Origin of the sequence: Microbispora sp. H11081 (assembly GCF_012999535.1) — a bacterium.
GTDB lineage: Bacteria > Actinomycetota > Actinomycetes > Streptosporangiales > Streptosporangiaceae > Microbispora.
Genome location: NZ_JABBWV010000002.1, coordinates 213,092 through 239,319, shown reverse-complemented (window position 1 = coordinate 239,319; position 26,228 = coordinate 213,092). Strand labels below are relative to the sequence as shown.

General features: G+C 70.8%; 22 protein-coding genes. 3 read left to right on the top strand and 19 right to left on the bottom strand.

Annotated elements, in window-relative coordinates; translation table 11 throughout:
* The first annotated feature begins 75 nt into the window (after window positions 1–75).
* Window positions 76–1,296, top strand: a complete 1,221-nt coding sequence (locus HHX31_RS06265) for a sensor histidine kinase (protein WP_169945991.1) — start codon at window positions 76–78, stop codon at window positions 1,294–1,296.
* Between the two features lie 70 nt (window positions 1,297–1,366).
* Window positions 1,367–2,050, top strand: a complete 684-nt coding sequence (locus HHX31_RS06260) for a response regulator transcription factor (RefSeq protein WP_169945989.1) — start codon at window positions 1,367–1,369, stop codon at window positions 2,048–2,050.
* Between the two features lie 40 nt (window positions 2,051–2,090).
* Here the strand turns inward: HHX31_RS06260 and HHX31_RS06255 are convergent, their stop codons facing one another.
* The 9 genes from HHX31_RS06255 to metH form a co-directional block, all read right to left on the bottom strand.
* Window positions 2,091–3,128, bottom strand: coding sequence for an ABC transporter ATP-binding protein (locus HHX31_RS06255; RefSeq protein WP_169945987.1), 1,038 nt, complete (start codon window positions 3,126–3,128; stop codon window positions 2,091–2,093).
* Window positions 3,125–4,150 (bottom strand): ABC transporter ATP-binding protein, encoded by a 1,026-nt coding sequence (locus HHX31_RS06250; RefSeq protein WP_169945985.1) that lies wholly within the window; start codon window positions 4,148–4,150, stop codon window positions 3,125–3,127. Before HHX31_RS06250 ends, HHX31_RS06255 begins: the two co-directional genes overlap by 4 nt.
* Window positions 4,147–5,160, bottom strand: a complete 1,014-nt coding sequence (locus tag HHX31_RS06245) for an ABC transporter permease (protein WP_169945983.1) — start codon at window positions 5,158–5,160, stop codon at window positions 4,147–4,149. The genes HHX31_RS06250 and HHX31_RS06245 overlap by 4 nt, the downstream gene beginning before the upstream one ends.
* A gap of 77 nt (window positions 5,161–5,237) precedes the next feature.
* Entirely contained in the window at window positions 5,238–7,007 is a 1,770-nt protein-coding gene (locus HHX31_RS06240) for an ABC transporter substrate-binding protein (RefSeq protein WP_169945981.1), read from the bottom strand.
* 59 nt (window positions 7,008–7,066) lie between these two features.
* Entirely contained in the window at window positions 7,067–8,071 is a 1,005-nt protein-coding gene (locus HHX31_RS06235) for an ABC transporter permease (protein WP_169945979.1), read from the bottom strand.
* Window positions 8,068–8,190: a hypothetical protein gene (locus HHX31_RS34970; protein ID WP_283244408.1), complete on the bottom strand. Its 123-nt coding sequence runs from the start codon at window positions 8,188–8,190 to the stop codon at window positions 8,068–8,070. Before HHX31_RS34970 ends, HHX31_RS06235 begins: the two co-directional genes overlap by 4 nt.
* Window positions 8,191–8,440: 250 nt before the next feature.
* The gene (locus HHX31_RS06230) at window positions 8,441–8,920 is read right to left on the bottom strand and encodes a cellulose synthase (RefSeq protein WP_169945977.1); all 480 of its coding nucleotides are present in this window, start codon (window positions 8,918–8,920) and stop codon (window positions 8,441–8,443) included.
* A 68-nt stretch (window positions 8,921–8,988) separates the two neighbouring features.
* Window positions 8,989–9,630, bottom strand: coding sequence for an HAD family phosphatase (locus HHX31_RS06225; protein WP_169945976.1), 642 nt, complete (start codon window positions 9,628–9,630; stop codon window positions 8,989–8,991).
* A gap of 80 nt (window positions 9,631–9,710) precedes the next feature.
* Window positions 9,711–13,175 carry a methionine synthase gene (metH, locus tag HHX31_RS06220; RefSeq protein WP_169945974.1) on the bottom strand — a complete coding sequence of 1,155 codons (3,465 nt, stop codon included), beginning with the start codon at window positions 13,173–13,175 and terminating at the stop codon, window positions 9,711–9,713.
* A 217-nt stretch (window positions 13,176–13,392) separates the two neighbouring features.
* Here metH and HHX31_RS06215 point away from each other — a divergent pair, with 217 nt between their 5' ends.
* Complete coding sequence (locus HHX31_RS06215; RefSeq protein WP_169945972.1) at window positions 13,393–14,247, top strand: PAC2 family protein; 855 nt, start codon at window positions 13,393–13,395, stop codon at window positions 14,245–14,247.
* Here the strand turns inward: HHX31_RS06215 and HHX31_RS06210 are convergent.
* The 10 genes from HHX31_RS06210 to HHX31_RS06165 all read right to left on the bottom strand — a co-directional run bounded on the left by HHX31_RS06210 (window position 14,211) and on the right by HHX31_RS06165 (window position 25,852).
* On the bottom strand, window positions 14,211–14,507 hold the full coding sequence (locus HHX31_RS06210; RefSeq protein ID WP_169945970.1) for a maleylpyruvate isomerase N-terminal domain-containing protein: 297 nt from the start codon (window positions 14,505–14,507) through the stop codon (window positions 14,211–14,213). The two genes, HHX31_RS06215 and HHX31_RS06210, sit on opposite strands and share 37 nt — an antisense overlap.
* A complete protein-coding gene (locus tag HHX31_RS06205; RefSeq protein WP_169945968.1) occupies window positions 14,494–14,976 on the bottom strand; it encodes an SRPBCC family protein in 483 nt (160 codons plus the stop codon). The genes HHX31_RS06210 and HHX31_RS06205 overlap by 14 nt, the downstream gene beginning before the upstream one ends.
* Entirely contained in the window at window positions 14,909–15,304 is a 396-nt protein-coding gene (locus HHX31_RS06200) for a helix-turn-helix transcriptional regulator (RefSeq protein ID WP_169945966.1), read from the bottom strand. The genes HHX31_RS06205 and HHX31_RS06200 overlap by 68 nt, the downstream gene beginning before the upstream one ends.
* 81 nt (window positions 15,305–15,385) lie before the next feature.
* Window positions 15,386–16,321 carry a PLP-dependent cysteine synthase family protein gene (locus tag HHX31_RS06195; protein ID WP_169945964.1) on the bottom strand — a complete coding sequence of 312 codons (936 nt, stop codon included), beginning with the start codon at window positions 16,319–16,321 and terminating at the stop codon, window positions 15,386–15,388.
* Window positions 16,322–16,393: 72 nt separating this feature from the next.
* The gene (locus HHX31_RS06190) at window positions 16,394–17,077 is read right to left on the bottom strand and encodes a TRM11 family methyltransferase (RefSeq protein WP_169945962.1); all 684 of its coding nucleotides are present in this window, start codon (window positions 17,075–17,077) and stop codon (window positions 16,394–16,396) included.
* A complete protein-coding gene (locus tag HHX31_RS06185) occupies window positions 17,077–18,384 on the bottom strand; it encodes an MFS transporter (protein WP_211589364.1) in 1,308 nt (435 codons plus the stop codon). The genes HHX31_RS06190 and HHX31_RS06185 overlap by 1 nt, the downstream gene beginning before the upstream one ends.
* Window positions 18,381–19,643: a hypothetical protein gene (locus HHX31_RS06180; protein ID WP_169945960.1), complete on the bottom strand. Its 1,263-nt coding sequence runs from the start codon at window positions 19,641–19,643 to the stop codon at window positions 18,381–18,383. The genes HHX31_RS06185 and HHX31_RS06180 overlap by 4 nt, the downstream gene beginning before the upstream one ends.
* Complete coding sequence (gene epsC / locus HHX31_RS06175; RefSeq protein ID WP_211589363.1) at window positions 19,640–21,616, bottom strand: serine O-acetyltransferase EpsC; 1,977 nt, start codon at window positions 21,614–21,616, stop codon at window positions 19,640–19,642. The genes HHX31_RS06180 and epsC overlap by 4 nt, the downstream gene beginning before the upstream one ends.
* A complete protein-coding gene (locus HHX31_RS33555; protein WP_211589362.1) occupies window positions 21,616–21,831 on the bottom strand; it encodes a hypothetical protein in 216 nt (71 codons plus the stop codon). Before HHX31_RS33555 ends, epsC begins: the two co-directional genes overlap by 1 nt.
* A 58-nt stretch (window positions 21,832–21,889) precedes the next feature.
* Window positions 21,890–25,852: an amino acid adenylation domain-containing protein gene (locus HHX31_RS06165; protein ID WP_211589361.1), complete on the bottom strand. Its 3,963-nt coding sequence runs from the start codon at window positions 25,850–25,852 to the stop codon at window positions 21,890–21,892.
* Between the last annotated feature and the right edge of the window lie 376 nt (window positions 25,853–26,228).

Here is a 26,228-nt window from a genome sequence, read left to right as displayed (position 1 = left end):
ACTCCTCCGTGGGGAGGAGTCGCATATCCGTCCCGGGCAGGGTGGACGTGCGCGGTGACCGCCTAGATTTGGTACGTGCGCACCACCCCCGGCAGTACGCGGTCCTGGCTTCGGGCCCATCTCCTGGTCCCCGACTCGATCCTCGCGGTGGTGCTGACGGCCGCGTCCCTGTGGTGGATCGCGTCGGCCGGCTCAGGGATGGAACCCGGCTGGCCGCGGTCGGTCCCGGCGCGCCCCGCGGACGCGCTCAACCTGGTCCTGGCCGCGGCCTGCACGCTGCCTGTGGCCCTGCGGCGTGACCGGCCCCTGGTGCTGCTGGTGGCCGTCTGCGTCCCGCAGACGGCGCTCGACGTGCTCCACTACGAGCCCGGCCTCAGCAAGATCGGCGGTCTCGTCCTGCTCTACTCGGCGGCCGCCTACCGGGGGCTGACGCTGAGCGTGGCCGCCCTGCTCGTCTCCTTCTGCGCCTACCTCGCCGGCCCCCTCGCCAGGGCGGGCGCCCCGTCGTGGACCGACTACGTCGCGGTCACCACCGTCCTGCTGCTGTGCTGGGTGTGCGGCCGGGCCAGGCGGCTGCGCCGCGCCTACCTCTCCGAGCTGGTCCAGCGGGCCGACCGGCTGGAGCGGGCGCGGGAGGCCGACACCAGGGCCGCCAGGGCGGAGGAGCGCTCCCGCATCGCGCGGGAGTTGCACGACGTCGTCGCCCACCACGTCAGCGTGATGACGGTCCAGGCCGCCGCCGCCCGCAAGATGCTCGACACCAAGCCCGACGTGGCGCGCGACGCCCTCACCGCCATCGAGGAGATGGGCCGTACGGCGATGAAGGAGATGCGCAGCATCGTCGGCGTGCTGCGCACCGACGGCCCGGCCGAACGCGGGCCCCAGCCGGGCATGCGGGACCTGCCGGCGCTGGTGGAGCAGATGCGCGAGGCGGGCCTGCGGACCGAGCTGTGGATCGAGGGCGAGCCGCCCGACCTGCCGCCCGGGGTCGACCTCGCCGCCTACCGGCTCGTGCAGGAGGCCCTGACCAACAGCCTGCGGCACGCAGGGCCCGCCGCCCACGCCTGGGTCACCGTACGGCACGAGCCCGGCGAGCTGTGCATCCACGTGGAGGACGACGGGCGCGGCGCGGCGGAGGACTCGCCGCGGGCCGGGGGCAGGGGCCACGGCCTCGTGGGGATCCGCGAGCGGGTGGCGCTCTATGGTGGAGTCCTGCGGATCGGTCCCCGCACCGGGGGCGGATTCGAGGTTCGCGCCCAGTTCCCCCTCAGCCCCCTCAGGCACAGCCCTCTCTAGGAGAGAGCATGACAATCAGGGTCTCCCCCGCCACCCGGCGGCCCGCCGTCCCTCTCCGGAGGGACCCGACATGACGATCCGGGTGTTGCTTGTCGACGACCAGCCGCTGCTGCGCACCGGGTTCCGGTTCATCCTGGAGGCGGAGCCTGACGTCACCGTCGTGGGCGAGGCGGGCGACGGCGCGGTGGCCATGGAGCAGTCCCGGGCGCTGCTGCCCGACGTGGTGCTCATGGACATCCGCATGCCAGGCACCGACGGCATCGAGGCGACCCGCCGCATCGTGCGCGAGGCCCCGCCGACCGCCCACGTGCCGAAGGTGCTCGTGCTGACGACGTTCGACCTGGACGAGTACATCGTGGAGGCGCTGCGCGCGGGCGCGAGCGGCTTCCTCCTGAAGGACGTGCCGCCTGACGAGCTGGTGCAGGCGATCCGCGTGGTGGCCGCGGGCGACGCGATCGTGGCGCCGAGCGTCACCCGGCGGCTGCTCGACCGGTTCTCCACCCGGCTGCCCTCCGCGCAGCAGCAGGCCACCCCGGCGCGGCTCGACCGGCTCACCGAGCGCGAACTGGAGGTGCTGCGCCTGATCGCGAAGGGCATGTCGAACGCCGAGATCGCCGCACAGCTCGTGGTCAGCGAGACGACCGTGAAGACCCACGTCGGCAACGTGCTGACCAAGCTGGGGCTGCGCGACCGCGTCCAGGCCGTCGTGCTCTCCTACGAGACCGGCCTGATCGTCCCCGGCACCTACTCCTGACCCCGGCCCGGCGACGCCGGGCCGGGGGCCGGGTCCTGCCTCAGTCCGCGGGCGTGGCGGCCTGCTCCCGCGCCGCCCCCGCGACGGCGCCGGCGGGCGCGTTCTCCGGGAAGTGACAGGCCGCCTGGTGGCCGGGCGCCAGCGTCAGCAGCGGCGGCTCGACCTGGCGGCAGATGTCCTGCGCCTTCCAGCACCGAGTGTGGAACCGGCAGGCGGGCGGGGGGTTGAGCGGGGAGGGCACGTCGCCCTGCAGCCGGATCCGCTCCCGCTCCGTGCGCCGCTTCGGGTCCGGGATCGGCACCGCCGACAGCAGCGCGTTGGTGTACGGATGCATCGGCGCCTCGTACAGGCCCTTGCGGTCCGCGATCTCGACGATCTTGCCGAGGTACATCACCGCGACGCGGTCGCTGATGTGCCGGACCACCGACAGGTCGTGCGCGATCACCACGTAGGTGAGGTCGAGCTCGTTCTGCAGGTCCTCGAGCAGGTTGACGACCTGGGCCTGGATCGACACGTCGAGCGCGGAGACCGGCTCGTCGGCGATGATCAGCTTGGGCTTGAGCGCGAGCGTCCTCGCGATGCCGATGCGCTGCCGCTGGCCGCCGGAGAACTCGTGCGGGTAGCGGTTGTAGTGCTCCGGGTTGAGGCCGACCAGTTCGAGGATCTCCTGGACCGCCTTCTTGGTGCCCTGCTCGGTCTTGATGCCCTGGATCCGGAACGGCGCGCCCACGATGGCGCCGACCGTGTGCCGGGGGTTGAGCGAGCTGTAGGGGTCCTGGAAGATGATCTGCACGTCCCTGCGGAGCGGACGCATCCGGCCCTGCGACATGTGCGTGATGTCGTTGCCCTCGAACAGGATCTTCCCGCCGGTCGGCTCGATCAGCCGGGTGACGAGGCGTCCGGTGGTGGTCTTGCCGCATCCCGACTCGCCGACCAGGCCGAGCGTCTCCCCCTTCCGCACGTCGAAGCTGATGCCGTCGACGGCCCTGACCGCGCCGACCTGCCGCTTGAGCAGGCCCTTCGTGACCGGGAAGTGCTTTTCCAGCCCCTGTACGGACAGCAAGGGCTCCTCGTTCACGAAGCCTCCAGGTTCGGCTTGATCTCGTTCTCCCAGATGGCGCGCCTGCGCTCATGGGACAGGTGACAGCGCACCAGGTGGCCGCCCTCGGTCTCCAGCAGTTCGGGGACCTTCGTGCTGCCCAGCCCGCCGGTGCGTTCCTCGAACGCGCAGCGCGGGTGGAAGGCGCAGCCGGACGGCACGTTGATCAGCGAGGGCGGCGAGCCCTTGATCGGCAGCAGCCGTTCCGTCGGCTCGCGGTCCAGGCGCGGCATCGAGCCGAGCAGGCCCCAGGTGTAGGGGTGCTCGGGCCGCTCGAAGATGTCCTCGGACGTCCCGTACTCGACGCACTTGCCGCCGTACATCACGAGGATGTCGTCGGACAGCTCGGCGACGACGCCGAGGTCGTGGGTGATGACGATCAGCGCGGCGTCGAAGTCGCGCTGCAGGTCGCGCATCAGGTCGAGGATCTGCGCCTGCACGGTCACGTCGAGCGCGGTCGTCGGCTCGTCGGCGATCAGCAGTTCGGGGTCGCAGCTCAGCGCCATCGCGATCATCGCCCGCTGCCGCATGCCGCCGGAGAACTCGTGCGGGTAGCTGTCCACGCGCCGCTCCGGCTGCGGGATGCCCACCCGGCCGAGCATGTCGATCGCGTGCTTGCGCGCGACCTTCTTGCTGACGTCGTTGTGGATGCGGTACGCCTCGATGATCTGGTCGCCGACCGTGTAGAACGGGTGCATCGCCGACAGCGGGTCCTGGAAGATCATCGCCATCTTCTTGCCGCGCAGCTTCCGCACGTGCTCCTGGCTCGCGCCGACGAGTTCCTCGCCGTCCAGCCAGATCTCGCCGGAGATGCGGGCCCGGCCGCCCTTGTGCAGGCCGAGGATGCCGAGGCTGGTCACGCTCTTGCCCGAGCCCGACTCGCCGACGATGCCGAGCGTCTTGCCCCGCTCCAGCGAGAACGACAGCCCGTCGACGGACTTGACCAGGCCGTCGTCGGTCGGGAAGTGGATCCGCAGGTCCTTCAGTTCGAGGAAGCTCATCCCAGCCTCACCCTCGGGTCGACGACGGCGTACAGGAGGTCGACGACCAGGTTGGCGAAGACGACGAAGAACGCGGCCAGCATGGTGACGCCCATGATCTGTGGCAGGTCGTTCTTCACGATGGCGTTGATCGCGTACTTGCCGACGCCGTTCAGCGTGAAGGTCTTCTCGGTCAGCACCGCGCCCCCCAGCAGCAGCCCGAAGTCGAGACCGAAGATCGTCACGATCGGGGTCAGCGCGCCGCGCAGGCCGTGCTTGACGACCACCATGCGCTCGGGCAGTCCCTTGGCCCTGGCCGTGCGGATGTAGTCCTCGCCCATCGTCTCCAGCATCCCGGCACGGGTGAGCCGCGCGTAGGAGGCCGCGTAGAGGAAGGCGAGCGTGATCCACGGCAGGAGCAGGTGGTACGCCCACTGGACCGGATTTTCGAACAAGGGCACGTAGACGCCGCCCGGGGCCGTGATTCCCAGGCCGTAGCTGAAGACGACCAGGGAGACGATGCCGGTGAAGAAGATCGGCAGCGACACTCCGGCCAGCGCGACGGTCATGGCCGCGCGGTCGAAGATGCTCCCTCTTCGCAGTGCGGATAGCACACCCGTGCCGATTCCCGCTAGCAGCCAGACCACGGCCGCTCCGAGCGCGAGGGACAGGGTCACGGGAAGGCGGTCCATCAGGTCCGGCCAGACGGGCTGGTGGGTGATGAAGGAGTAGCCGAAGCACGGAGCGGGACAGCTCTCCACGCTCGCTCCCGTGTTGTACTCGGACCCCGCGAAGATCCCCTTGACCCATCGCCCGTACTGGACGACCACCGGGTCGTTGAAGCCGAGGCTGTCGGCCAGCTTGGAGATCGTCTCGTCGGTCGCCGTCTTGCCGACGTACCGCGCGGCGAAGTCCTCCGCGGTGGCGCCCGCGGCCCGCGGCACCACGAAGAAGATCGAAAAGGTGACCATGCTCACCACCGCGAGCATGACCGCGGCGCCGATCAGGCGCCTGATGATGTATGCGACCACAGTCCCCCCGGCTCCGGGGGCCGGCCTCGTGGGCCGGCCCCCTTACGCCCTGGCTTACCGAAACAGATTGGCGACGGTTACTGCTGGACGCCCATGGCCAGGTAGTCGTACATGTCGAACGCACCGGTGACGAAGGCGTTGGTCACGCCCTTGCCCCTCACCAGGACGGACTTCGAGTAGACGCTGGGCAGCACGAACGCGTTCTCCATGACCTTCTGGTCGACCTGAGCCCACAGCTCGTCACGCTTGGCGGTGTCGGTCTCGACGTACGCCTGGTCGATCAGGGCGTCGATCTCGGGGCTCTTCACGCTGAGGTTGTAGTTGCCCGCGGCGCGGATCGTCCGGCTGTCGGTGATCTGCGACATGAAGCCGAAGCCGTCGTTCCAGTCGGCGCCCCAGCCGTTGGTGGCCAGGCCGATGCTGTTCTTCTTCACGAAGTCCGGCTTGCCGGCGTAGAGCGAGTAGTAGTCGCTGGTCGGGTAGCCCTTCAGGGTCAGCTTGATGCCGACCTTGGCCAGGGACTGCTGCAGCGCCTCGGCCGTGGCCTTCTCCTTCGGCCGGTCGGAGCGGTAGGCCATCGTGGTCTCGAAGCCGTCCGGCTTGCCACAGGCGGTCAGGGCCTCCTTGGCCTTGGCCGCGTCGCCGGTGCCGGTCGGGTAGAGGTCGAGCTTCTTCCACCCGCCGATCGACGGCGGCATCAGGCTGGTGGCGATGTCGCCGCCGGCGAACTCGCCGCCGTAGGCGTTCTGCAGGCTGACCCGGTCGGCGCCGTAGATGACGGCCTTGCGGCACTCGACGTTGTCCAGCGGCGGGACGTCACCGATGATCGAGGTGTACCAGGTGCGGGCGCTGGTCGGGTTGTCGACGCGGGCCTTCATGGCCGGGTCGCTCAGCACGCGGCCGAGGGCGGCGGGCTGGACACCGGAGCCGGCGAGGTCGACGTGGAGGTCGCCGGAGATGATCCGGTTGTCCAGGTCGTCGGCGTTCACGCCGAGGGAGATCTCGTAACCGTCGGGCAGCGCCTTGCGGTTCGGGTCGGTGGCGGGGTCCCAGTTGGGGTTGCGGACGAGCGTGTACTGCTTGCCCGGCTCCACCTTGTCGAACATGTACGGACCGGACGCGATCACGTGGTCGCGGTACTTGATGCCGGTGTCCTTGTCCTTCGGCACCGGGATGGTGCCCGGCAGGGCGGCGAAGTTGTCGAAGCCGCCGAAGGCCCGGTTGAGGTGGAAGACGATCGTCTGGTCGTCCGGCGTCTCGATCGCCTGGTCGGTGTTGACGTCAGGCGTCTTGTAGACGCTCTTGAAGTCCTTCGGCAGGTCCAGCCAGTCGTTGAAGTACGTCGGGCCGTTGACGAAGGTGCTCTTGTCCATGGACCGCAGGACGGCGTACTTGACGTCCTTGGAGGTGATCGGCGTGCCGTCCTCGAACTTCACGCCGGTGCGGAGCTTGTAGGTCCAGGTCTTGCCGCCGTCGCTCGGAGTGCCGAGGCTCTCGGCGAGGTCGGGGACCAGCTTGCGGCCCTCGGCCCCGGGCGCGGGGTTGTACATGACCAGCGACCGGCCGTAGATCCGGATGAGGTTCCAGGACAGGGCGTAGTACGTGTCGCCGGGGTCGACGGAGTCCCAGTCCTCGGAGATGGCCATCTTGAGCGTCCCCCCCTTCTTGTCCGAAGGGTTGTACACCTTGTCGATGCCCGCGTTGAACGCGTCCTGGGCACCGCCGGCCGACGAGCCGCCGTTGTCCTTGGCGGCTTCGTTGCCGCCACCGCCGCCGCCGCAGGCCGTGAGGCCCAGGGTCAGAGCGACGCCCGCGGCCAGCAGGGCCGCGCCGGATCTCTTCATCATTTACTAGCACCCTTTGTTGGTAGGGAAACCGTGCGGTTGGGGACCTGGAAGGGAACGACTCAGCGGGACGACTTGGGGTCGAGCGCGTCGCGCAGGCCATCCCCGAAGAGGTTGAACGCGAGCACGGTGACGAAGATCGCCATGCCCGGGAAGAACATGAAGTGCGGGATGTTGTAGTACGTCACCGCGTCGGACAGCATGCCGCCCCACGTCGCGGTGGGCGGCTGGATCCCCACTCCGAGGAACGACAGCGCCGCCTCGAAGAGCACGTTCGTCGGGATCAGCAGCGTCGCGTAGACGAGGATCGGCGCGATGAGGTTCGGCAGGATCTCGCGGAAGAGGATGTAAGGCCCGCGAGCGCCGAGGCTGCGTGCGGCGTCCACGAACTCCCGTTCCCGCAGCGACAGCGTCTGCCCCCGGATGATCCGGCCGATGTACGGCCAGTTGAAGAAGCCGATGACGAAGATCAGCAACAGGATGCGGAGCGTGTCGCCCTTCACGCCCAGCGACTGCTCGAACTGCGCCAGCACGCCGACGAGGGCCAGGGCGAACACGAGCAGGGGGAAGGCGAGGAACACGTCCATGGTCCGGCTGATCAGCGTGTCCACCCAGCCGCCGAAGTAGCCGGCCACGATTCCCATGATCGTGCCGATCACGACCGACAGCAGCGTGGCGAGGAAGGCGATGAGCAGGGAGATGCGCGCGCCGTACACGACCCGGCTGAACAGGTCTCGGCCGTTCAGCGGCTCGACGCCGAACAGGAAGTCCGAGCTGATGCCGGTGCCGCCCTTCGGCGACATGGTCGAGGAGTCGATCATCTCCTGGTGGAACTCGTTCGGCGGATGCCCGAACCAGCCCACGATCAGCGGCGCGAAGATCGCGACCAGGATGAGGAAGACCACCACGAGACCGCCGGCGATGGCCACCTTGTCGCGCTTGAGCCGCATCCAGGCGATTCGCCCGAGCGAGCGTCCCTGGATCGCTCTCTGCGCCTGCGCCTCCTCGGCGACGGCCTCCGGCGTCGCCTCGGTGTCTCCACCGGTGACGTCCAACGGCGCGGTCATCGATCCTCCTTCGCCCTGCCCGAGCCGACCGCGCCCGCGGTGACATGCTCGGGGAAGCCCGGGATCGATCCGGCGACGGAGAAGCGGTGGCCGCTCACGACCTTGCCTCGCACGGCCATTTGGTGCAGGCCCCCTGGATCCCAGACGACATTGTCCGTAAGGGGTGCGCGTGGTGTGCGACCCCCGGACGCAGAATCTATGGTCTGAGCTGGGCTGACCAGTCCCCAGAGGCGGCCTGTGGCTTAACTGTGATTCACGCGAAACTCATTCGTGTTGATCTTGAAGGGTTTGTCGGAGTCGCGTTCCGATTATGTCTTGGGACTGTGACATTGCACTGACCGGTAACTTGGTCCCACGATGTGGGATCGATCAGCTGATCCCGCGACGCTTCAAGATGTCCTCGATATCCGAAAAATCATCCCCAGCGGGCTTTTCGACCTGCTGTGGTACTGTCTTCCCGGTCTGTGCCGTTTTGGCGGTAGCGGGCCGCTCAGGCGCCGCGGTGGCGCCGCCGGCCTCCGGCCGCGCCGTACGCGCCCTGGACAGGACACGGCCGCGCAGCGTGCCGGAGACGACGAACAGCAGCGCCGACAGCCCGGCCAGGATCACCCCGGCCCACACCGAGGGTGACAGGACCAGGCCGGTCACGAAGCCCACCACCGCCGCGCCGATGTTCCAGAGCGTCTTCAGCGCCCCGGTGAGGTAGGCGGCGAGCGGGAGCAGCGACCAGGCGGTGGCCCGCAGGCCCGCCGTCACCCCCCTGCGCCGGAAGGCCAGGTAGCTCAGCCCGATTCCCACCGCGGTGAGGCCGGCGCACAGCGGCAGCCAGGCGATGTCGGTGAATGTCATGATGGGTCCCCTCGATCACGGTGTACTCCCCATCCTGGCATCCGCGACGCGATCATGCGGGACCCGCGCTACCTGACGAGACCCCGCAGGAAGGCGACGTCCACGTCGAGCAGCGAGGGCATGACGACCCGCCCCGGGGCCTGGGCGATCGGCAGGACGCCCGGCACGGCGACGACCCTGCAGCCCGCGGCCGACGCCGAGGCCACGCCGTTCGGCGAGTCCTCCAGCGCGACGCACCGCTGCGGGTCCACCGACAGCAGGCCGGCCGCGGTCAGGTACGGCTCCGGGTGCGGCTTGGTGTTCGCGACGTCGTCGGCCGTCACCACGACCTCGAAGTGCTCCCGGCCCACGGCCTTCAGCACGGCGTCGGCGATGATCCGCAGCGACGAGGTGACCAGCGCGGTGCGCACCCCGTGGTCGCCGAGCACGCGCAGCAGGTCGAGCGCTCCCGGCATGGGCTCGACGCCCCTCGACAGGCGGCTCTCCATCCCGTCGATCAGCCACTCCCCCACGACCGCGGGGTCCTCCTCGGCCTGCGTCAGCTCCAGCATGTAGGCGACGGTGCGATCCCAGGAGCCGCCCACGAGCTGCTCCTGGTGCTCCGGGCCCCAGGATCCGCCGAGGCGGGTGACCACCTCGGTCTCGACCTCGAACCACACCCCTTCGGTGTCGACGAGCAGCCCGTCCATGTCGAACAGCACGGCGTCCACGTGGCCCCTTCCCCCGGCGAGACCCCCGATCAGGGGGGAGCAACATGGTAAGGGGCGGCCGTGGACGCCGTCGCGGCCGGTCAGACGTTGAAGTACTTCGCCTCGGGGTGGTGGACGACCAGGGCGGAGGTGGCCTGCTCGGGATGGAGCTGGAACTCCTCCGACAGCGTCACGCCGATCCGCGCGGGGTCGAGCAGCTCCATGACCTGCACCTGGTCCTCCAGGTTGGGGCAGGCCGGGTAGCCGAAGGAGTAGCGGCAGCCCGCGATGTTCACCTTGAGCATGTCGGCCAGCGACTCGTCCCCGCCGATGCCCAGCTCCGACCGCACCCGCGCGTGCCAGTACTCGGCCAGCGCCTCGGTGAGCTGCACCGACAGGCCGTGGAGCTCCAGGTATTCGCGGTAGGCGTCCTTCGCGAACAGCTCGGCCGCGGCCTGGCTGATCCGGTTGCCCATCGTGACCACCTGGAAGGCGACCACGTCGGTCTCGCCCGAGTCGCGGGAGCGGAAGAAGTCGGCCAGGCACAGGTGCCGGTCGCGCCGCTGGCGCGGGAAGGTGAAGCGGGTCCGCTCCTTCCCGTTGTCGTCCAGCACGATCAGGTTGTCGCCCTCGCTGACGCAGCGGAAGTAGCCGTAGGCCACCGCCGCCTCCAACAGGTTCTCCGTCTGCAGGCGCTCCAGCCACATGCGCAGCCGCGGCCTGCCCTCGGTCTCCACCAGTTCCTCGTACGACGGGCCGTCGCCGCCCCTCGCGGCCTTGAGGCCCCACTGGCCCATGAACGTCGCCCGCTCGTCCAGGAAAGCGGCGTAGTCGGCCAGCGGGATGCCCTTCACCACCCGGTCGCCGAAGAACGGCGGAGCGGGCACCGGGTTGTCGGCCGCGACGTCGGAACGGGCCGGCAGGTCCTCCTCCGCGGTCCGCGTGAGCACCGCCCCCGTCCGCACCCGCCGTGCGCGGAGCGGCGGCAGCGTCGCGCCGTCCACGCCGCGCTTGACCGCCATGAAGGCGTCCATGAGACGCAGGCCCTCGAACGCGTCACGCGCGTAGCGGACCTCGCCGCGGTACATGTCGGCCAGGTCCTGCTCGACGTACGCCCTGGTGAGGGCGGCGCCGCCGAGCAGCACGGGGTACCTGTCCGCGATCCCCCTGGCGTTCAGCTCCTCGAGGTTCTCCTTCATGACGACGGTGGACTTGACCAGGAGCCCGGACATGCCGATCACGTCGGCGCGGTGCTCCTCGGCGGCCTCCAGGATCGCCGACACCGGCTGCTTGATCCCGAGGTTCACCACGTCGTAGCCGTTGTTGGTGAGGATGATGTCCACGAGGTTCTTGCCGATGTCGTGGACGTCGCCCTTGACCGTGGCCAGCACGATGCGGCCCTTGCTGCTGCCCTCGACCTTCTCCATGTGCGGTTCGAGGTAGGCGACGGCCGTCTTCATCACCTCGGCCGACTGCAGCACGAACGGCAGTTGCATCTCGCCGGAGCCGAACAGCTCGCCGACGACCTTCATGCCGTCGAGCAGCACGTCGTTGATGATCTCCAGGGCCGGCCGCTGGGCCAGGGCCTCGTCGAGGTCGGCCTCCAGGCCCTTGCGCTCGCCGTCGACGATGCGCCGCTTGAGCCGCTCCCACAGCGGCAGCCCGGCCAGCTCGGCCGCCTTGCCCGCCTTCATGGACGCCGCGTCCACGCCCTCGAACAGCTCCATGAACCGCTGCAGCGGGTCGTAGCCCTCGCGCCTGCGGTCGTACACCATGTCGAGCGCGACCTGGCGCTGCTCGTCCGGGATCCGGTTCATCGGCAGGATCTTGGAGGCGTGCACGATCGCGGAGTCGAGCCCCGCGTTGACGCACTCGTTGAGGAAGACGCTGTTCAGCACCATGCGGGCGGCCGGGTTGAGACCGAACGACACGTTGGAGACGCCCAGCGTGGTCTGCACGCCCGGGTAGCGGCGCTTGAGCTCGCGGATCGCCTCGATCGTCTCCAGGCCGTCGCGCCTGGTCTCCTCCTGGCCGGTGGCGACGGGGAACGTCAGGCAGTCGACGATGATGTCCTCGACCCGCATGCCCCAGTTGTTCACCAGGTCCTCGACGAGGCGGGTGGCGATGCGCACCTTCCCCTCGGCGGTGCGGGCCTGGCCCTCCTCGTCGATGGTCAGCGCGACCACGGCCGCGCCGTGCTCCTTCACCAGACGCATGATCTTCTGGTAGCGCGAGCCGGGGCCGTCGCCGTCCTCGTAGTTCACCGAGTTGACCACGGCCCGGCCGCCGAGCATCTCCAGCCCGGCCTCCAGCACGGCGGGCTCGGTGGAGTCGAGCACGATCGGCAGCGTCGAGGCGGTGGCGAACCGGAACGCCAGTTCCTTCATGTCGGTCACGCCGTCGCGGCCGACGTAGTCGACGCACAGGTCGAGCATGTGCGCGCCGTCGCGGGCCTGCGCGCGGGCGATCTCCACGCACTCCTCGTAGTCGCCCGCCAGCATCGCCTCGCGGAACGCCTTGGAGCCGTTGGCGTTGGTCCGCTCGCCGATGGCGAGGTAGGAGGTGTCCTGCCGGAACGGCACGTGCTGGTAGAGGGACGCCGCCCCCGCCTCGGGGCGGGGCCGCCGCTCGGCGCGGGCGCGGCCGCCGACCCGCTCGACCACCTGGCGCAGGTGCTCGGGGGTGGTGCCGCAGCAGCCGCCCACCAGCGCGAGCCCGTAGTCGCGGCTGAACGCCTCGTGCGCGTCCGCGAGCTCTCCCGGGCTCAGCGGGTAGTACGCGCCGTCGGCCGTGAGCTGCGGCAGGCCGGCGTTCGGCATGCAGGAGATGGGGATGCGGGAGTGCCTGGCCAGGTAGCGCAGGTGCTCGCTCATCTCGGTCGGTCCTGTGGCGCAGTTGAGGCCGATCAGGTCGACGCCGAGCGGCTCGATCGCGGTCAGCGCGGCACCGATCTCGGAGCCGAGCAGCATCGCGCCGTTGGTCTCGATGGTGACCTGCGTGATGATCGGCACGTCCCGGCCCGAGTCCTCGACCGCCCGCTTCGCGCCGACGACCGCCGCCCGGACCTGCAGCAGGTCCTGGCACGTCTCGATGATCAGGGCGTCCGCGCCGCCCGCGATCAGGCCGGCGGCGTTGTCGCGGTAGGCGTCGCGCAGCGTCTCGTACGGCAGGTGGCCGAGCGTGGGGAGCTTCGTGCCCGGGCCCATCGAGCCGAGGACGAAGCGGGGCCTGTCCGGCGTCGACCAGTGGTCGGCCCGCTCCCTGGCCAGCCGCGCCCCGGCCTCCGACAGCTCGAAGATGCGGTCCTCGATGCCGTACTCGCCGAGGGCCGCCCGGTTGGCGTTGAAGGTGTTGGTCTCGACGGCGTCGACGCCCACCTCCAGGTAGGCGTCGTGCACGGCCCGCACGATGTCGGGCCGGCTCACGTTGAGGACGTCGTTGCAGCCCTCGTGGCCCTGGAAGTCGTCGAGCGTGGGGTCGTAGGACTGCAGCATCGTCCCCATCGCTCCGTCGGCGACAAGAACTCGCTCGGACAGCACTTCTCGGAACGACGGTCTGCTGGTCATGGAGGAAGCCTATCGGCCCCGCGGGACGAAACATCGTTCGTGGCCGCGTAGCGGGATCGTCCGGCGGGTAAGGGACGGCCGATTCCCGGCAGCCGGAACGTCACCGCAGGTCACGGCAGCGCGACGGGCCGGTGTAAGGCGGAGGTGACGTAGGGGGCCACTCACCGAATAGTCTTGGAGTGAGCCATACTGCACAAGGCCAGTGAGGAGGCGGCGCGTGATCGAGTTCGAAGGGCTCCCGGAGCTCGTCGACCCGGTGCTGATCGCCGCGTTCGAGGGATGGAACGACGCCGGTGAGGCGTCCAGCGGCGTGCTCGCACATCTGGAGTCGGAGTGGAAGGCCACCCCGCTCGTCGAGCTGGACCCGGAGGACTACTACGACTTCCAGGTCACCCGCCCGGTGGTCGAGCTCGGCGACGGCCTGACCCGCTCCATCGTCTGGCCGACGACCCGGCTGCTGCTGGCCCGCCCGCAGGGCGCCAAGCGCGACGTGGTCCTGCTGCGCGGCATCGAGCCCAACATGCGGTGGCGGTCGTTCTGCGCCGAGATCGTCGGGCTCTGCCACGACCTCGGCATCGAGCTGGCCATCCTGCTCGGCGCGCTGCTCAACGACTCGCCGCACACCCGTCCCGTGCCGATCACCGGCTCGGTCAGCGATCCCGGCATGGCCCGCGCGCTCAACCTGGAGATGACCAAGTACGAGGGCCCGACGGGCATCGTGGGCGTGCTGCAGCACACTCTGGGCGTCGCGGGGCTGCGCACCGTGTCCCTGTGGGCGTCGGTCCCGCACTACGTCGCCCAGCCGCCCAACCCGAAGGCCACCCTGGCGCTGCTGCGCCGCATCGAGGACATGCTCGACATCCCCATGCCGTACGGCGACCTCGCCGAGGAGTCCCGGGCCTGGGAGCACGGCGTGGACGAGCTCGCGGCCCAGGACAGCGAGGTCGCCGAGTACGTGCGGGAGCTGGAGGAGCGCAAGGACGCCGCCGAGCTGCCCGAGGCCAGCGGCGACGCCATCGCGGCGGAGTTCGAGCGCTACCTGCGCCGCCGCGACCGCGGCACCGACCGCTGACCCGTCCAGTCCGGGTCCCTGCCGATGAAGCCGAGCAGCCTGGTCTGCGCGTCCGCGTCGCCGGGCACCTCCACGCGGGCGCCGAACTGGCTTGAGGCGAGGAAGCCTGGAAGCCATTCGACCAGGTGACGCACGACGTCGCGGGCGGTCCAGCCGTCGACAGGAGCGGAGGCGTCCCAGGAGCGGACACCGCGGACCCGTTCTGTGAACAGCCCGGCGACCTGCCGGTGCCGCTCGGCCGGGTGGTCAGACAGCGCCATCGCCGAGCATCCCTTCCAGCTTCGCGTAGCCCTCCTCGACGCCGGCCTCCATGCCGCCGCGCAGCCACGCGTCGCGGCTCTCGAAGCTGTCGACCAGCGACTGCGCCCGCAGCCGGGTGCGGCCGCCGCCCAGGTCCTCGAACCAGAGCGTCTCCAGCGCGACCCCGTCTGGCTCGCCCTCGTAGGTGAAGGTCTGCACGATCCGGTCGGACCGGATCTCGTGGAAGCAGCCGTGGAACCAGTACTCCGCGCCGTCGCGCACGGAGACGTACCGCCAGCTTCCGCCGGTGCGCGCGTCCCAGTGCTCGACCCGGCTGGCCATGCCGTCGGGACCCACCCAACGGACGAACAACTCGGGATCCGTGTGGGCGCGCAGCAGCCGCTCCGGCGTGGCCGCGAAGTCACGCGTCATCCGGATGACCGGCACCCTCGGGTCGGCCTCGACGACCGTCTTCGTGTCCCTCTTCATGCCCGTCCGTCTCCATCTCCGCCAGGACGGCGTCGAGGCGGCGGTAGCGCCGCTCGACGCGGTCCCTGTGCCGCTCGATCCAGGTGTCCATCAGGTCGAGGGCCTCGATCTCCAGGCGTACCGGCCGGGGCTGCGGCCCGCGCGGCCGGCTGACGAGCCCGGCCTCCTCCAGCACCCGCAGGTGCTTGTAGACGGCCTGCAGCGACATCCGGTACGGCTCGGCGAGCCGGCTCACGGTCGCGTCGCCCTCCGAGAGCCGGGCGACCATGTCGCGCCTGGTCGGATCCGCGAGGGCCGCGAAGACCCGGGAGAGCGCGTCCGTGGTCACCACCTCCATTTCAACCCGATGGTTTAAAGGACCGTACGGCGTCACCGCTCCTCTCGTCAACCTTGAGGTTGAAAGCCCAGGTCAGGCGGGCCACCAGCTGAGGTAGCGCTCACCGGTGTCGGGGAAGATGGTCACGACCGTCCGGCCCGACAGGTCGTGACGGCGGGCGAGTTCGGCGCAGCCGTGCGCCGCCGCTCCCGAGGAGACTCCGACCAGCAGCCCGGTGGTCGCGGCGATGGCCCGCGTCGCGGCGGCCGCGTCGTCGTCGGACACCGTGATCACCTCGTCGATGATGGTGACGTCGGTGACAGGGCTGGTGAACCCGCCGTTGAGACCGGGGATCCGGTGCGGGCCTGGAGAGCCGCCGGACAGCAGGGGCGACCCCTCCGGCTCGACCGCGACGATGCGCAGCCCCGGGTTGCGCTCACGCAGGTAGCGGCCCGTCCCCGTGAGGGTGCCACCGGTCCCGACCCCGCACACCAGCACGTCGACCTCGCCGCCGGTGGCGGCCCAGATCTCCGGTCCCGTGGTCGTGTAGTGGGCCATGACGTTGGCGGCGTTCTCGTGCTGGCACGCGTACCAGGCTCCGGGGACGGCGGCGTGCAGTTCCCTGGCCCGGTCGACGCACCCCTGGAAGCCGAGGGCGGGGTCGGTGAACTCGACCCGCGCGCCCAGCATGCGCAGGGTCAGCACGCGTTCCTTCGACGCGTTCTCCGGCAGCACGACGATGCACGGGTATCCCCGGCTCACCGCCAGCGCCGCCAGGGCGATGCCGGTGTTGCCCGAGGTGGACTCGATCACGGTCGTGCCTGGAGTCAGCTCGCCGGACGCCTCGGCCTCCTCGATCATGCGCAGGGCCACCCGGTCCTTGATGCTCGACAGCGGGTTCGCCGACTCCAGCTTGGCGAGCACGGTGGCGGTCGGAGGCACTCCGTCGAGGGTGAGGCGGAACAAGGGGGTGCCGCCGATGAGGTCGTCGATCTTGGTCGCGATGTCGCTGCTGACGAGGGGGATCATCCGTACTCCTTCATGCCGGGCCGGCCGTCCGGCGCCGCGGGGCTCCCGGCCGTGCTGCAGTCACTGGTGCCGTCACTGGTGCGCCGGCTGCTTCTCCGCCACGAGCAGGTACTCGTGCGAGCGGTTGGTCAGCATCGGTCCTTCGTCGCTCGTGGGCCGGTCGTAGCAGTGGATCCGCTCGTCGCCGAGGGTCAGATGGCGGCCGAGCACCCGGGCGGCGTCCCAGGCGAGCGGCACGAACCTGCCGCCCAGTCGGCGGTTCTGCACGGCCAGCACCGCCCGCGCGCCGGGGCGCATGATCCGGGTGATCGACGCGAACACCTCGTCCAGCGCGCTCAGGTAGTCCTCGTAGTCGCGCAGCGCGTAGAGCTGGCCGTCCACCCCGGAGTGGGTGTCCAGGTTGGTGCCGAAGTAGGGCAGGTCGCCCAGGACGAAGTCCACCGACTCCTCGGGCAGCGGCGGCTTGCGGGCGTCCGCGCACAGCATCGTCTGCCCGGGATACGCCTCCAGGCGCCGGCGGGCCTGCTCCGCGCGCTCGGGTGAGACCTCCAGCCCGATGCCGGTGCGCGACTCGACCGCGCACGCGACCAGCGTGGTGCCCCAGCCGGCGAACGGGTCGAGCACGACGTCACCCGGCTCGGTCATCTCCACGATCAACGGCCGCAGCTGGCTGACCCAGCCGCACTGGCCCGCCGCCTCGGGCAACGCGAACGCGGGATCCTCTCCTCGCAGCACGTGCCAGCTCGATGTGCCCATCAGTCCACCCCGGCCCTCTGTGTCGCCGCCGCGTCGCGACGGTCCCCGATCTCTGTCCCTTGCGGGTCTTCCGGGTCCTGCCCGGCGTTCGGGTGTACGGCCCTGGCGGGCAGCCGCGTCTCCAGGCGGAGCACGGTGAGGGCCGAGCAGGCGGCGCCTCCCGCGAGCAACAGCCACATGGAGACGGGCGACAGGCCCAGCAGCGCGGTCAGCACGGCCGGAGCCAGCGTGGTGGGGATGGCCCAGGAGAACTGGTACACGGACATGTACCTGCCGTGGGTCTCCTCGGGAGCCGCGCTCGACACGAGCGCCGACAGCGGCGCGCCGTGCAGCATCTCGCCCAGCGTGAACAGCACCGTCGCGGCGAAGACCCCGGCCAGCGCGACCGACTGGACGGTGACCCCGGCCAGCACGGCGAACACCACGAAGGACGCCGCGAAGGTGAAGGCGCCGGCCGCGACGGTGCGGGTCCGCCGATACCGGATCAGCCGCCGCGTCACCGGGATCTGCAGCAACGCGATGCCGACGGTGTTGACGGCGTACACCACGCCGACCATCGACGCGGGCACGCCCAGTTCCTGGGTGACGTAGACCGGCAGCGCCACCGACAGCACCATGTAGCCGAAGGCGGTCGGCACGTTCTGCAGGGTGAGCGTGAGGAACGTCCGGTCGCGCAGGACCAGCCGGTATCCCCCGCGCCGCCGAGGCGCCGCGGGCTCCGCCGTACGGACCGCCGTGCGGGCAGGTCCGCCGGGCACCGGGATCGTACGGAGGATCAGGGCGGCGCCGACGAACGCGGCCGCGCTGACGAGGACGATCACCCGGTAGGCGGCGTCGCTGCCCAGGCCGAGCGCGGCGCCCGCGATGAGGCCGCCCGCGCCGAGGCCCGCGTTGCGCAGGCTGCGCTGCGCGGCGAGGAGCCTGTCGCGGTCCGCGCCCCGCGCGATCGCGGCGACGAACGACTGGATCGACGGCGGGTAGGAGCCGTCGCCGAGCGCCACCAGCGCCACCGCCAGGAACATCGTCAGCGGCGAGTCCACCAGCGGGTAGGTGGCGAACCCCGCGGCGCGCACCACGTAACCGCCCACCACGACGGCGCGCGCCCCGAACCGGTCGACCAGCACGCCCGCGATCGGGTTGCCGACCAGGGCGAACAGCGCCGCCGCCGTCATGATCACGCCGACCCGCTCGATCGGCAGCCCGGTGACGTAGTGGAAGAACAGCAGGGACAGGGGCAGGTACATGCCGCTGCCGGTGGCGTCGACCACCATGCCGGCCATGTACCGTACCCGCGTCGACCGTGTCACGACGGCACCGCCTCGATCAGCACCTGCTCCTCCAGGCGCGCGCCGAGCGAGCGCAGCCTGCGCTCGCACTCCGCCCTGGTCGGCGCCGAGGCGACCACCACGGTAAGGAAGTCCGCGGAGCCGGAGGCGGGCGGAACCACCTGGCCCGGCTGCGCGAAGAGCCAGAAGTGCTCCACCCACGGCTCCCCGGGAACGTCGGGCAGCGCGCGGATCAGGCCCGGCCGCTTCATCATGAGCACCTGACCCGCCATCCGCGCGGGCACCGGCCGCTTCCCGGGTCGCACGGCCCGCTCCAGGTCGGGCAGCGGCAGGCCGAGCTGGGCCCGGATGGAGGACTCGGCGAGGTTGACCCCGAACAGCGTGTGGAAGACCTCGCGGATCTTCCCGCCGCCGGACCGGCAGGCGATCTCGCACAGCACCAGCCGGTCGTCGGGCGTGTGGAAGATCTCCGCGTGGAAGGCGTGGTCGCGCGGCCCGCCGCCGGGGCCCCGCAGCGCCGCCAGCGTCCGTTCGGTCAGCTCCAGCAGCCGGCCGGTGAGCGGGTCGCCGGGGTCGAGCGCCAGGTCCACCCGGGAGCCGGGGTCGGTGCCGAACGACGCGAGCTCGTACTGGTACTGCGATGGCCAGGCCAGCACCATCTCGCCGTTCACCACCAGCCCGTCGACGTGGCACATGCGGCCGGGCACGTACGCCTCGAGCAGCAGGTCGTCGCGCGGCGAGCCGTACGCCTCGGCGATGAAGTCCGTCAGCGCGTCCTGGTCGCGCAGGATGCGCAGGCCGATGGAGTTGAAGCCGGCCCTGTTCTTGAACACCAGGGGGAACCCGTGGACGCCGGCGAAGTCCAGCACGTCCTCCCCGGTCTTCGGCACGGTGTGCGGCGCGACCTCCACCCCGGCCCGCGCGGCGTGCTCCTTCATCAGTGCCTTGTCACGGAACGGCAGCACGTCGGCGGGGCGCGGGCCGGGCAGCCCGAGCTCCTCCCGCAGTTCCGCGACGCGCAGCACGTCGGCCTCGTGCTCCCCGATCAGGTGCGTGGCGCCGTACTCGGCGGCGAGATGCGCGACCCGCCCCGCCACCTCGTCGTCGTGGTCGAACAGCTCAAGGTGCGTGTAGCCGAGGTTCCCCTCGGGGATCCGCTCGCCGAACGGCTCGAACCTGTCGCGCGCCGCGAGGATCACCACAGGGCCCTCGTAGTCGTGCAGCCACCGGTGGTAGGGGAACGGCTCCAGCGGATTGCGGTGCACGATGACGACGCTCATGCCGGCACCTCCGCGAGCGATCTGACCTCGGCCACCCGGGCGAGCCAGGTCCGCCCGTCCTCGCCCGCCACCCTGATCCGGATGGCCTCCTCGATCACCTCCGCGCCGCGGCGGATGGCGGCGGTCGTGTCGGGGCCGGTGACCGCCACCAGGCCGAGCCGGTCCCAGTTGTCGCGGATCGAGTGGACGGTGTCTCCCGGCTTGGCGGTGACGCGCACCTCCAGCACGCCGTCCAGCGCCGCGGCGTCGGCGACGCCCTCCACCGACTCGACCCGGCCGGCCTCGCTCACCAGGGAGCGCACGCTGGCTCCCGCGTGCGCCCGCGGCCTGTCGGGCAGCTCGGCGACCAGCCCGAACGGCCAGCCCAGCGCGTACTCGATCATGTCGACGCCGTACGCGGCCCGCACGAGCTCCGGGATCATGTCACCGGCGATGCGGTTGTGGCTCTCGATGATCACCGGGCCGCGGGCGCCCAGCCGCACCTCCGTGTGCGTGACGCCGTCCCTGAGGCCGATCTTGTCGAGGAAGCGGCTCACGGCGGCGCGGATCCGCTCCCAGTCGGTCTCCGGCACCCGGGCCGGCACGGCGTGGCCCAGCTCGGCGAAGCTGTCGTGGTGGCCGAACTTCTCGGTGATCGCCACGACCACGTGGCGGCCGGCGAAGCTGAACGCCTCGACGCTGAACTCCGGCCCCTCGACGTACTCCTCCATGAAGAAGTCCTGCAGGAGGTACATCGTGGAGACCCGGTCGGTCCGCGTGCCGCGCAGTCCCTCCACCGTGGCCCAGACCCGCTCGGCGTCCTCGGGACCCGCGACCTTGAACACGCCGATGCTGGCGGTCGCGTCGGTCGGTTTGACGATGAACGGGTAGCCGTGGAGTGCCGCGAAGGCGTCCAGGTCCTCGCGCAGGACCAGGGGCTCGGCGGCCAGCGCGGACGGGTCGGGCCCCTCCCCCGCGACCGATGCGAGGTGGCGGCGCATGGCCAGCTTGTCGCGGAACCTCCGGGTGACCTCGTAGCCGGTGCCGCCCAGTCCGAACAGGTCGTTGACCCGTCCCGCGTTCTCCAGTCCCGGCTCCGTGATGGAGACCGCGACGCGGAACCCGGGCCCGTCCATCAGCTCCCTGGCGACCGGCTCGACAGCCGCCCAGTCGGTGTAGTCCAGCACGCGCAGGACGTCGGCGAGCTCCTCCTGCTCGGCGTTGACCTTGGTGGGGTGCTGGAGCAGCAGCACGCTCAGGCCGAGTTCCTTGGCCTTGCGCACGGTCTCGTCGGTCGCGCCGACGATCAGGACCGTGCTGTCCGGATTCATCGATCCATTCCTTTCTTCAGAGGGCGGGGAGTGGCGAGCCTGGACGGCCGGGGACTGCGCGGCGTCACGAGACAGCGCGGCGTCGCGGGTGGCGTGAACGGCCCCGAGCGGGGCGAGGGCGCGCGCGCCGGCCGGCACGTCCCCGACGACCAGCGCCCGCGCCCCGATCACGGCGTCGTCGCCCACGCGCACAGGGCCGAGGACGGTCGCGCCGACGCCGAGCACCACCCGGGCGCCGATCACCGGGTGCCGCCGCTCCCCCTCGGCGCGCCGGTTGTCGCGCCACCAGCCGACCGCGCCCAGGGTCACCTGGTGGTAGATGGTCACGTCGTCGCCCACGACCGCGGTCTCCCCGATCACCACGGCCGCGCCGTGGTCGATGAAGACCCTGCGCCCGAGCACCGCGCCCGGGTGGATCTCCACCCCGGTGACCGCGCGCCCGACGAGCATCAGCAGCCGGGCCGGAAGCCGCCGGCCCCACCGGTGCAGCGGGTGCGCGACCCGGTGCAGCCACAGCGCGGGCAGCACCGGGTGCAGCAGCGCCTCCCACCGGCCGCGGACGGACGGATCCCGCTCGACGATCGTCCGCAGGTCCTCCGACAGGATGCGCAGCAGTCCCGCGGGCCGTTCTCCGCGTGGCGCCGGCGCCTGGTCGTCGTTCATCAGTAATCGGGGGTCTTGCGGAGCAGATGCCGGCGCCCGACGATCTCGGGCTGGTAGACCGTCCGGTCCCACTCCTCCGGCGCGACCGGCTCCAGCGCGATCGAGACCACGCCTTCGTCGCATTCGAAGGCGTCCCTTACGGCCGCGCTCACCGCGGCGACCAGCGCGGCCTCCTGCTCACCGGTCAAGGGCCGGGGAAAATGTCTGATATTCACGTGCGGCATCGTCGCCTCCTCGCGTTCACCTCGACGTACATCCGGTTTCCGACGGAAATCACAGGCCGGGCACCCGGCGCAGGGCTCGCAGCAGCTCCCGCAGGCCCGGGTCCCTGAGAATGCCGTAATGATCGGCGTCGAGATCGACGACGGACGGCGGCTCGGAAAACAATCCGGTCCCGCGCTCGACGAACGACGGCTCGTCGCCCCGGGCTTTCAGTATCGTTATCGGAGCATCGACGCGCCGCTCCGTGCCACCTCCGTCCTGAATTCTCATCCGATAAGTCGCGGTCACCGTGCGGACGATTCTCCGCACCAGATCGGGATCGATATCCGGGAAACGCGACCCGGCGAACGAAACGAATCCATCCTCGTCCGCGGCCTCCCTCAGGCAGTCGTCGAGCAACGGCCCGTCGATCCGGCCGGCGAAAACCGAGAACAGGATCGTCACGAACTTCCTGTTGGTGTAGACGGGCTCGTCACCACCGCCGGGATCGTCGCCCGCGCGCACCTCCGGCGACCCCGGGGCGATGAGCAGCAGGCGCTCGACCCGCTCGCCCATCCCTTCCAGCAGGCGGGCCGCCTCGAAGGCGACGCGGGCGCCGAAGGAGTATCCCCACAGCATGTACGGCCCTTCGGGCTGGACCCGCCTTATGACCCGGATATCCTCCTCGGCCATCTCCCGTACCGTGGAATACGGGACCTCTTCTTCATTTATGCCGTAAGCCTGAAGGGCGTAGAACGGCCGGTCAACCCCTATCCTCTCGGCCAGCGACCGGAGATTCATCGGGTATCCACCCAGACCCGGCCAGCAGTAGATCGCGTTTCCCGAGCCTGTGGTATTGAGCCCGACCAGACGCGAGGAAGACCGCGCGGCGCCGGGCCGCACCTCCATCGCGAGTTTCTCCACGGTCGGCGCCCGGAACACCACCTGGAGCGGGAGCGAACAACCGAACTCCTTGTTGATTCCCTTTACGAGCGCCAGCGCGGTCAGCGAGTTTCCCCCGCAGACGAAGAAATCGTCCCGCGCCGAGACCTTCTCCCGTTTCAGCACCCGCCCCCACAGTTCGGCGATCCGCTTCTCGTCCTCCGTCCGGGGCGCGACGAAGGGCGGGCCGGCGGACACCGGGACCGGCAGCGCCGCCAGCGCCTTCGCGTCGATCTTGCCGTTGACCGTGCGCGGCAGGCGGTCGAGGATCACGACCCGGTTCGGCAGCATGTAGTCGGGCAGGAACCCGCTCAGGTCGTCCCTGATGATCTCCGTCGGGCCCCGCATGTGGACGGCGTCCTCCTTCATCCCCGTGCTCAGCACCTGCTCCTCGCTGACACGGCCGCCCACGGCGAAGTAGAACGGGCCGGGCTCCCGGCCGCAGGCGCGCAGGATGCCCTCCATCCGCCGCGCCGACGGCAGGTCGTCCCCGGTCTTCGAGCTGTAGCCGGACGACATGAGCCCCAGGCCCAGGTCGTTCATCTGCAGGCGGTGCAGCCCGCGGCCGAGGTCGAGGTAGTCGAGCCAGCCGGGGCCGGGCCTGCCCACCAGCGCGACCCCGAAGCTGGACCGCTGGTAGACCTCCTGGTTGATGGCGACGACGTGCTTCTTCAGGATCACGTCGCCGGAGATCCGGTGCAGGTCGCCGGCGTCGTACCGGTAGAGGCCGCCGGGCAGTCCCCGCACCTTGCCCTCGTGGGCCTGCACGTAGAAGTCGAGCGAGTCCTCCCGCCGCGGCCCCGCGTACGGCCCGACGGCGAACGTGCCGAGGTAGTCGTCCTCGTCCGCGCAGTCGAGCCGGTCCTTCGTCTCCGGCAGGTGACCGAGAGGCGTGATGCCGAGGCCGTGTTCCGGGAGGATCTCCTCGAACAGCCCGACCATGTGCCCGGCCTCGAACTCCAGGACCTCGCGGACGTTCCTCTTGTAGATCGGCTCGATCGCCCGCCGCTTGCCCACGAAGTGGATCCTCAGGCGCGGCGTCGCCGTGGCCTCCGTCTCCCCGATCAGGACCAGCTCGTGCCGCACCGGGTGGTAGTAGTGGAATCCGGGCCGCACGCCGTCGATGCCGCCGATCTCCAGGTACATCTGGGTGGCGTAGAGGGACCCGGGAGAGGCGTAGCCGTACTTGGGCAGCATCCGGTCGTCGCTGGAGAACTGCCCGAAGTAGCGCAGGATCGCGCCCAGCTCGGCGAGGCTCAGCGTGTCGAGGCCGCGCGGCCGGGCGGCCGCGCCGGTCCTGCCCAGCAGCCGCACGATGTCGTCCTTCGTGACCTCCCCGCCTTCGAAGAAGCGGTAGGTCTTGCGGGCGAACACCCGCCTGCGCTGCTCCGCGGTCGCCACCGCGCCGGGCAGGGCCGTCACCGCCCTGCCCCTGATCTCCGCCTCGTCGCGGCAGCCGCCGTCGGACAGCTGTGCCAGCACCTGGAGCCTGCTGTCCTTCGACAGGTGGTGGGCGCCGTGCTCGCCCTGGTCCATCAGGGCCGCTTCCTTGGGATTCAGCTCGACGTACGCGACGAGCTGCTGCGCCCCCGTCGCGTCGTCGTCCTTGACGACGACCGCCGCGTTGCTGACCCAGTCGTGGCTCTCGATGCCCAGCCTGATCTCGTCCAGCTCGATCCGGAAACCCCGCAGTTTCACCTGGTTGTCGGCGCGGCCGGCGAACTGGAGGGTGCCGTCGCCGTTCCAGTACGCCAGGTCGCCGGTGCGGTAGAGCCGGGAGGTGTCCGGGCCGGCGTCGAACGGGCCCGTGTCGAACGGTCCTGCGTCGAAGGGGCCGGCGACGAACCTCTCCGCGGTCAGGTCGGGCCTGTGCAGGTATCCGCGCGCGAGCTGGACGCCGCCGATGTGCAACTCGCCGATCTCGCCGGGTGTCGTCACCACGCGGTCGCCGTCGAGAACGAGGAACCAGGTGCCGTGCGCCGGCCTGCCGATCGGGATCGTCCCCGGGCCCGCGGCGACGGCGTCCCTGCGGACGACGAAACTGGAGGCGTTGATGGTGCACTCGGTCGGCCCGTAGAGGTTGACCAGCTCGCAGTGCGGCAGCGCCTCCAGGCACTGCAGCGCGAGGCGCCGGGACAGGGCCTCACCGCCGCTGAAGAGCCCGGTGAGCGTGACGCACTCCCCCAGCCGCTCGGTGTCGACCAGCGCCTGCAGGAGGGTCGGGACGCACTGCAGCGTGGTCACGCCGTGCGCCACGACGGTGTCGATGAGTTCCTCGGGGTCGCGGTAGAGGCCGGGGGCGCCCATGACGACCGTGCTCCCGCAGGCGGGCGCGAGGATCTCCCACTGGGCCGCGTCGAAGCTCAGCGGGGTCTTCTGCAGGACGACCCGGTCCCGGTCGATCCGGTGGACGGCGTTCAGCCACCGCATCTGGCTGACGATGGCGCGGTGCTCGATCACCACGCCCTTCGGCCTGCCCGTGCTCCCCGAGGTGTAGACGACGTACGCCGCGTCGCCGGGATCGATGCGGGCCGCGCTCGCGTCCGCCCGCTCAGCGGCGCTCTCGGCGGCGCTCTCGGTGTGGCTCTCACCGGCCGCCGGGTCGAGGACGACTATCGTCGTCCCGCGCGGCGCCAGCTCCGCCAGCCGCGCCGCGAGGGCCCGCTGCGTCAGGATGACCGAGGTCCTGGAGTCCTCGATGATGTAGCGCAGCCGCTCCTCCGGGTACTCCGGGGACAGCGGCAGGTAGGCGCCGCCGGAGCACAGGATCCCCCACACGCCCGTAATCAGCTCGACGGACGGCTCGGCGAACAGGCCGACGCAGTCGTCGGCGGCCACGCCGAGCCGCCGCAGGCGGGCGGCCAGGTCCGCGCTGCGCTCCGCCAGCTCGCGGAAGGTGAGACGCTCGTCGCCGTACACGCACGCCGTACGGCCAGGCTGCGCCCGCACGTGCTCCCGCAGCAGGTCGGGCAGGCAGGCGTCCGCGGGTCTGCGGCGCGTTCCGCCGAGCTCTCCAGGCGCCGGGCGCACCGCCGGGGCTCCGGCCGCGAGCGCGCCCCTGCCGCTCGCCTGATGTGCATGGTCAAGGCTCATATGGCCTCCTCGTACGGAGGGTGCGGCGGCGGGGTTCGCCGCTCATGAAGCGCGGGCCGCCGTCCGCTCCAGCGAGGCACGGCCATGCCGCTGCGCGGCCGGGCCCCTCTGAGGGCGGAACGGCGGCTCATCCGGTGGCCACCGGCGGCACAGGCGGGCCGTTCAGCGGCCCCGTGGCCGGGCCTGCCCGCGACGGAACCGAATCGCGGACCTGCGGATCATGGTGGTGCGCTTCGTGGTCTCCGCACATCTCCCTGCGTGCGCTCACGCCGGGCGGTCGCCCGCGGGCGCTCGGGAGGATTCAGCGGTGGCGGCCGGCCGCGCTCAGGAGGAACGCGCTGTTCAAGAGCACGCCGTGAAAGGGCACGCCGTGAAA

Coding starts and splice junctions, on each gene's coding strand:
- HHX31_RS06260 (WP_169945989.1), top strand. CDS start 1,367: ATGACGATCCGGGTGTTGCTTGTCGACGACCAGCCGCTGCTGCGCACC.
- HHX31_RS06250 (WP_169945985.1), bottom strand. CDS start 4,150: ATGAGCTTCCTCGAACTGAAGGACCTGCGGATCCACTTCCCGACCGAC.
- HHX31_RS06240 (WP_169945981.1), bottom strand. CDS start 7,007: ATGATGAAGAGATCCGGCGCGGCCCTGCTGGCCGCGGGCGTCGCTCTG.
- HHX31_RS06235 (WP_169945979.1), bottom strand. CDS start 8,071: ATGACCGCGCCGTTGGACGTCACCGGTGGAGACACCGAGGCGACGCCG.
- HHX31_RS34970 (WP_283244408.1), bottom strand. CDS start 8,190: ATGGCCGTGCGAGGCAAGGTCGTGAGCGGCCACCGCTTCTCCGTCGCC.
- HHX31_RS06230 (WP_169945977.1), bottom strand. CDS start 8,920: ATGACATTCACCGACATCGCCTGGCTGCCGCTGTGCGCCGGCCTCACC.
- metH (WP_169945974.1), bottom strand. CDS start 13,175: ATGACCAGCAGACCGTCGTTCCGAGAAGTGCTGTCCGAGCGAGTTCTT.
- HHX31_RS06210 (WP_169945970.1), bottom strand. CDS start 14,507: ATGGCGCTGTCTGACCACCCGGCCGAGCGGCACCGGCAGGTCGCCGGG.
- HHX31_RS06205 (WP_169945968.1), bottom strand. CDS start 14,976: ATGAAGAGGGACACGAAGACGGTCGTCGAGGCCGACCCGAGGGTGCCG.
- HHX31_RS06195 (WP_169945964.1), bottom strand. CDS start 16,321: ATGATCCCCCTCGTCAGCAGCGACATCGCGACCAAGATCGACGACCTC.
- HHX31_RS06190 (WP_169945962.1), bottom strand. CDS start 17,077: ATGGGCACATCGAGCTGGCACGTGCTGCGAGGAGAGGATCCCGCGTTC.
- HHX31_RS06180 (WP_169945960.1), bottom strand. CDS start 19,643: ATGAGCGTCGTCATCGTGCACCGCAATCCGCTGGAGCCGTTCCCCTAC.
- epsC (WP_211589363.1), bottom strand. CDS start 21,616: ATGAACGACGACCAGGCGCCGGCGCCACGCGGAGAACGGCCCGCGGGA.
- HHX31_RS06165 (WP_211589361.1), bottom strand. CDS start 25,852: ATGAGCCTTGACCATGCACATCAGGCGAGCGGCAGGGGCGCGCTCGCG.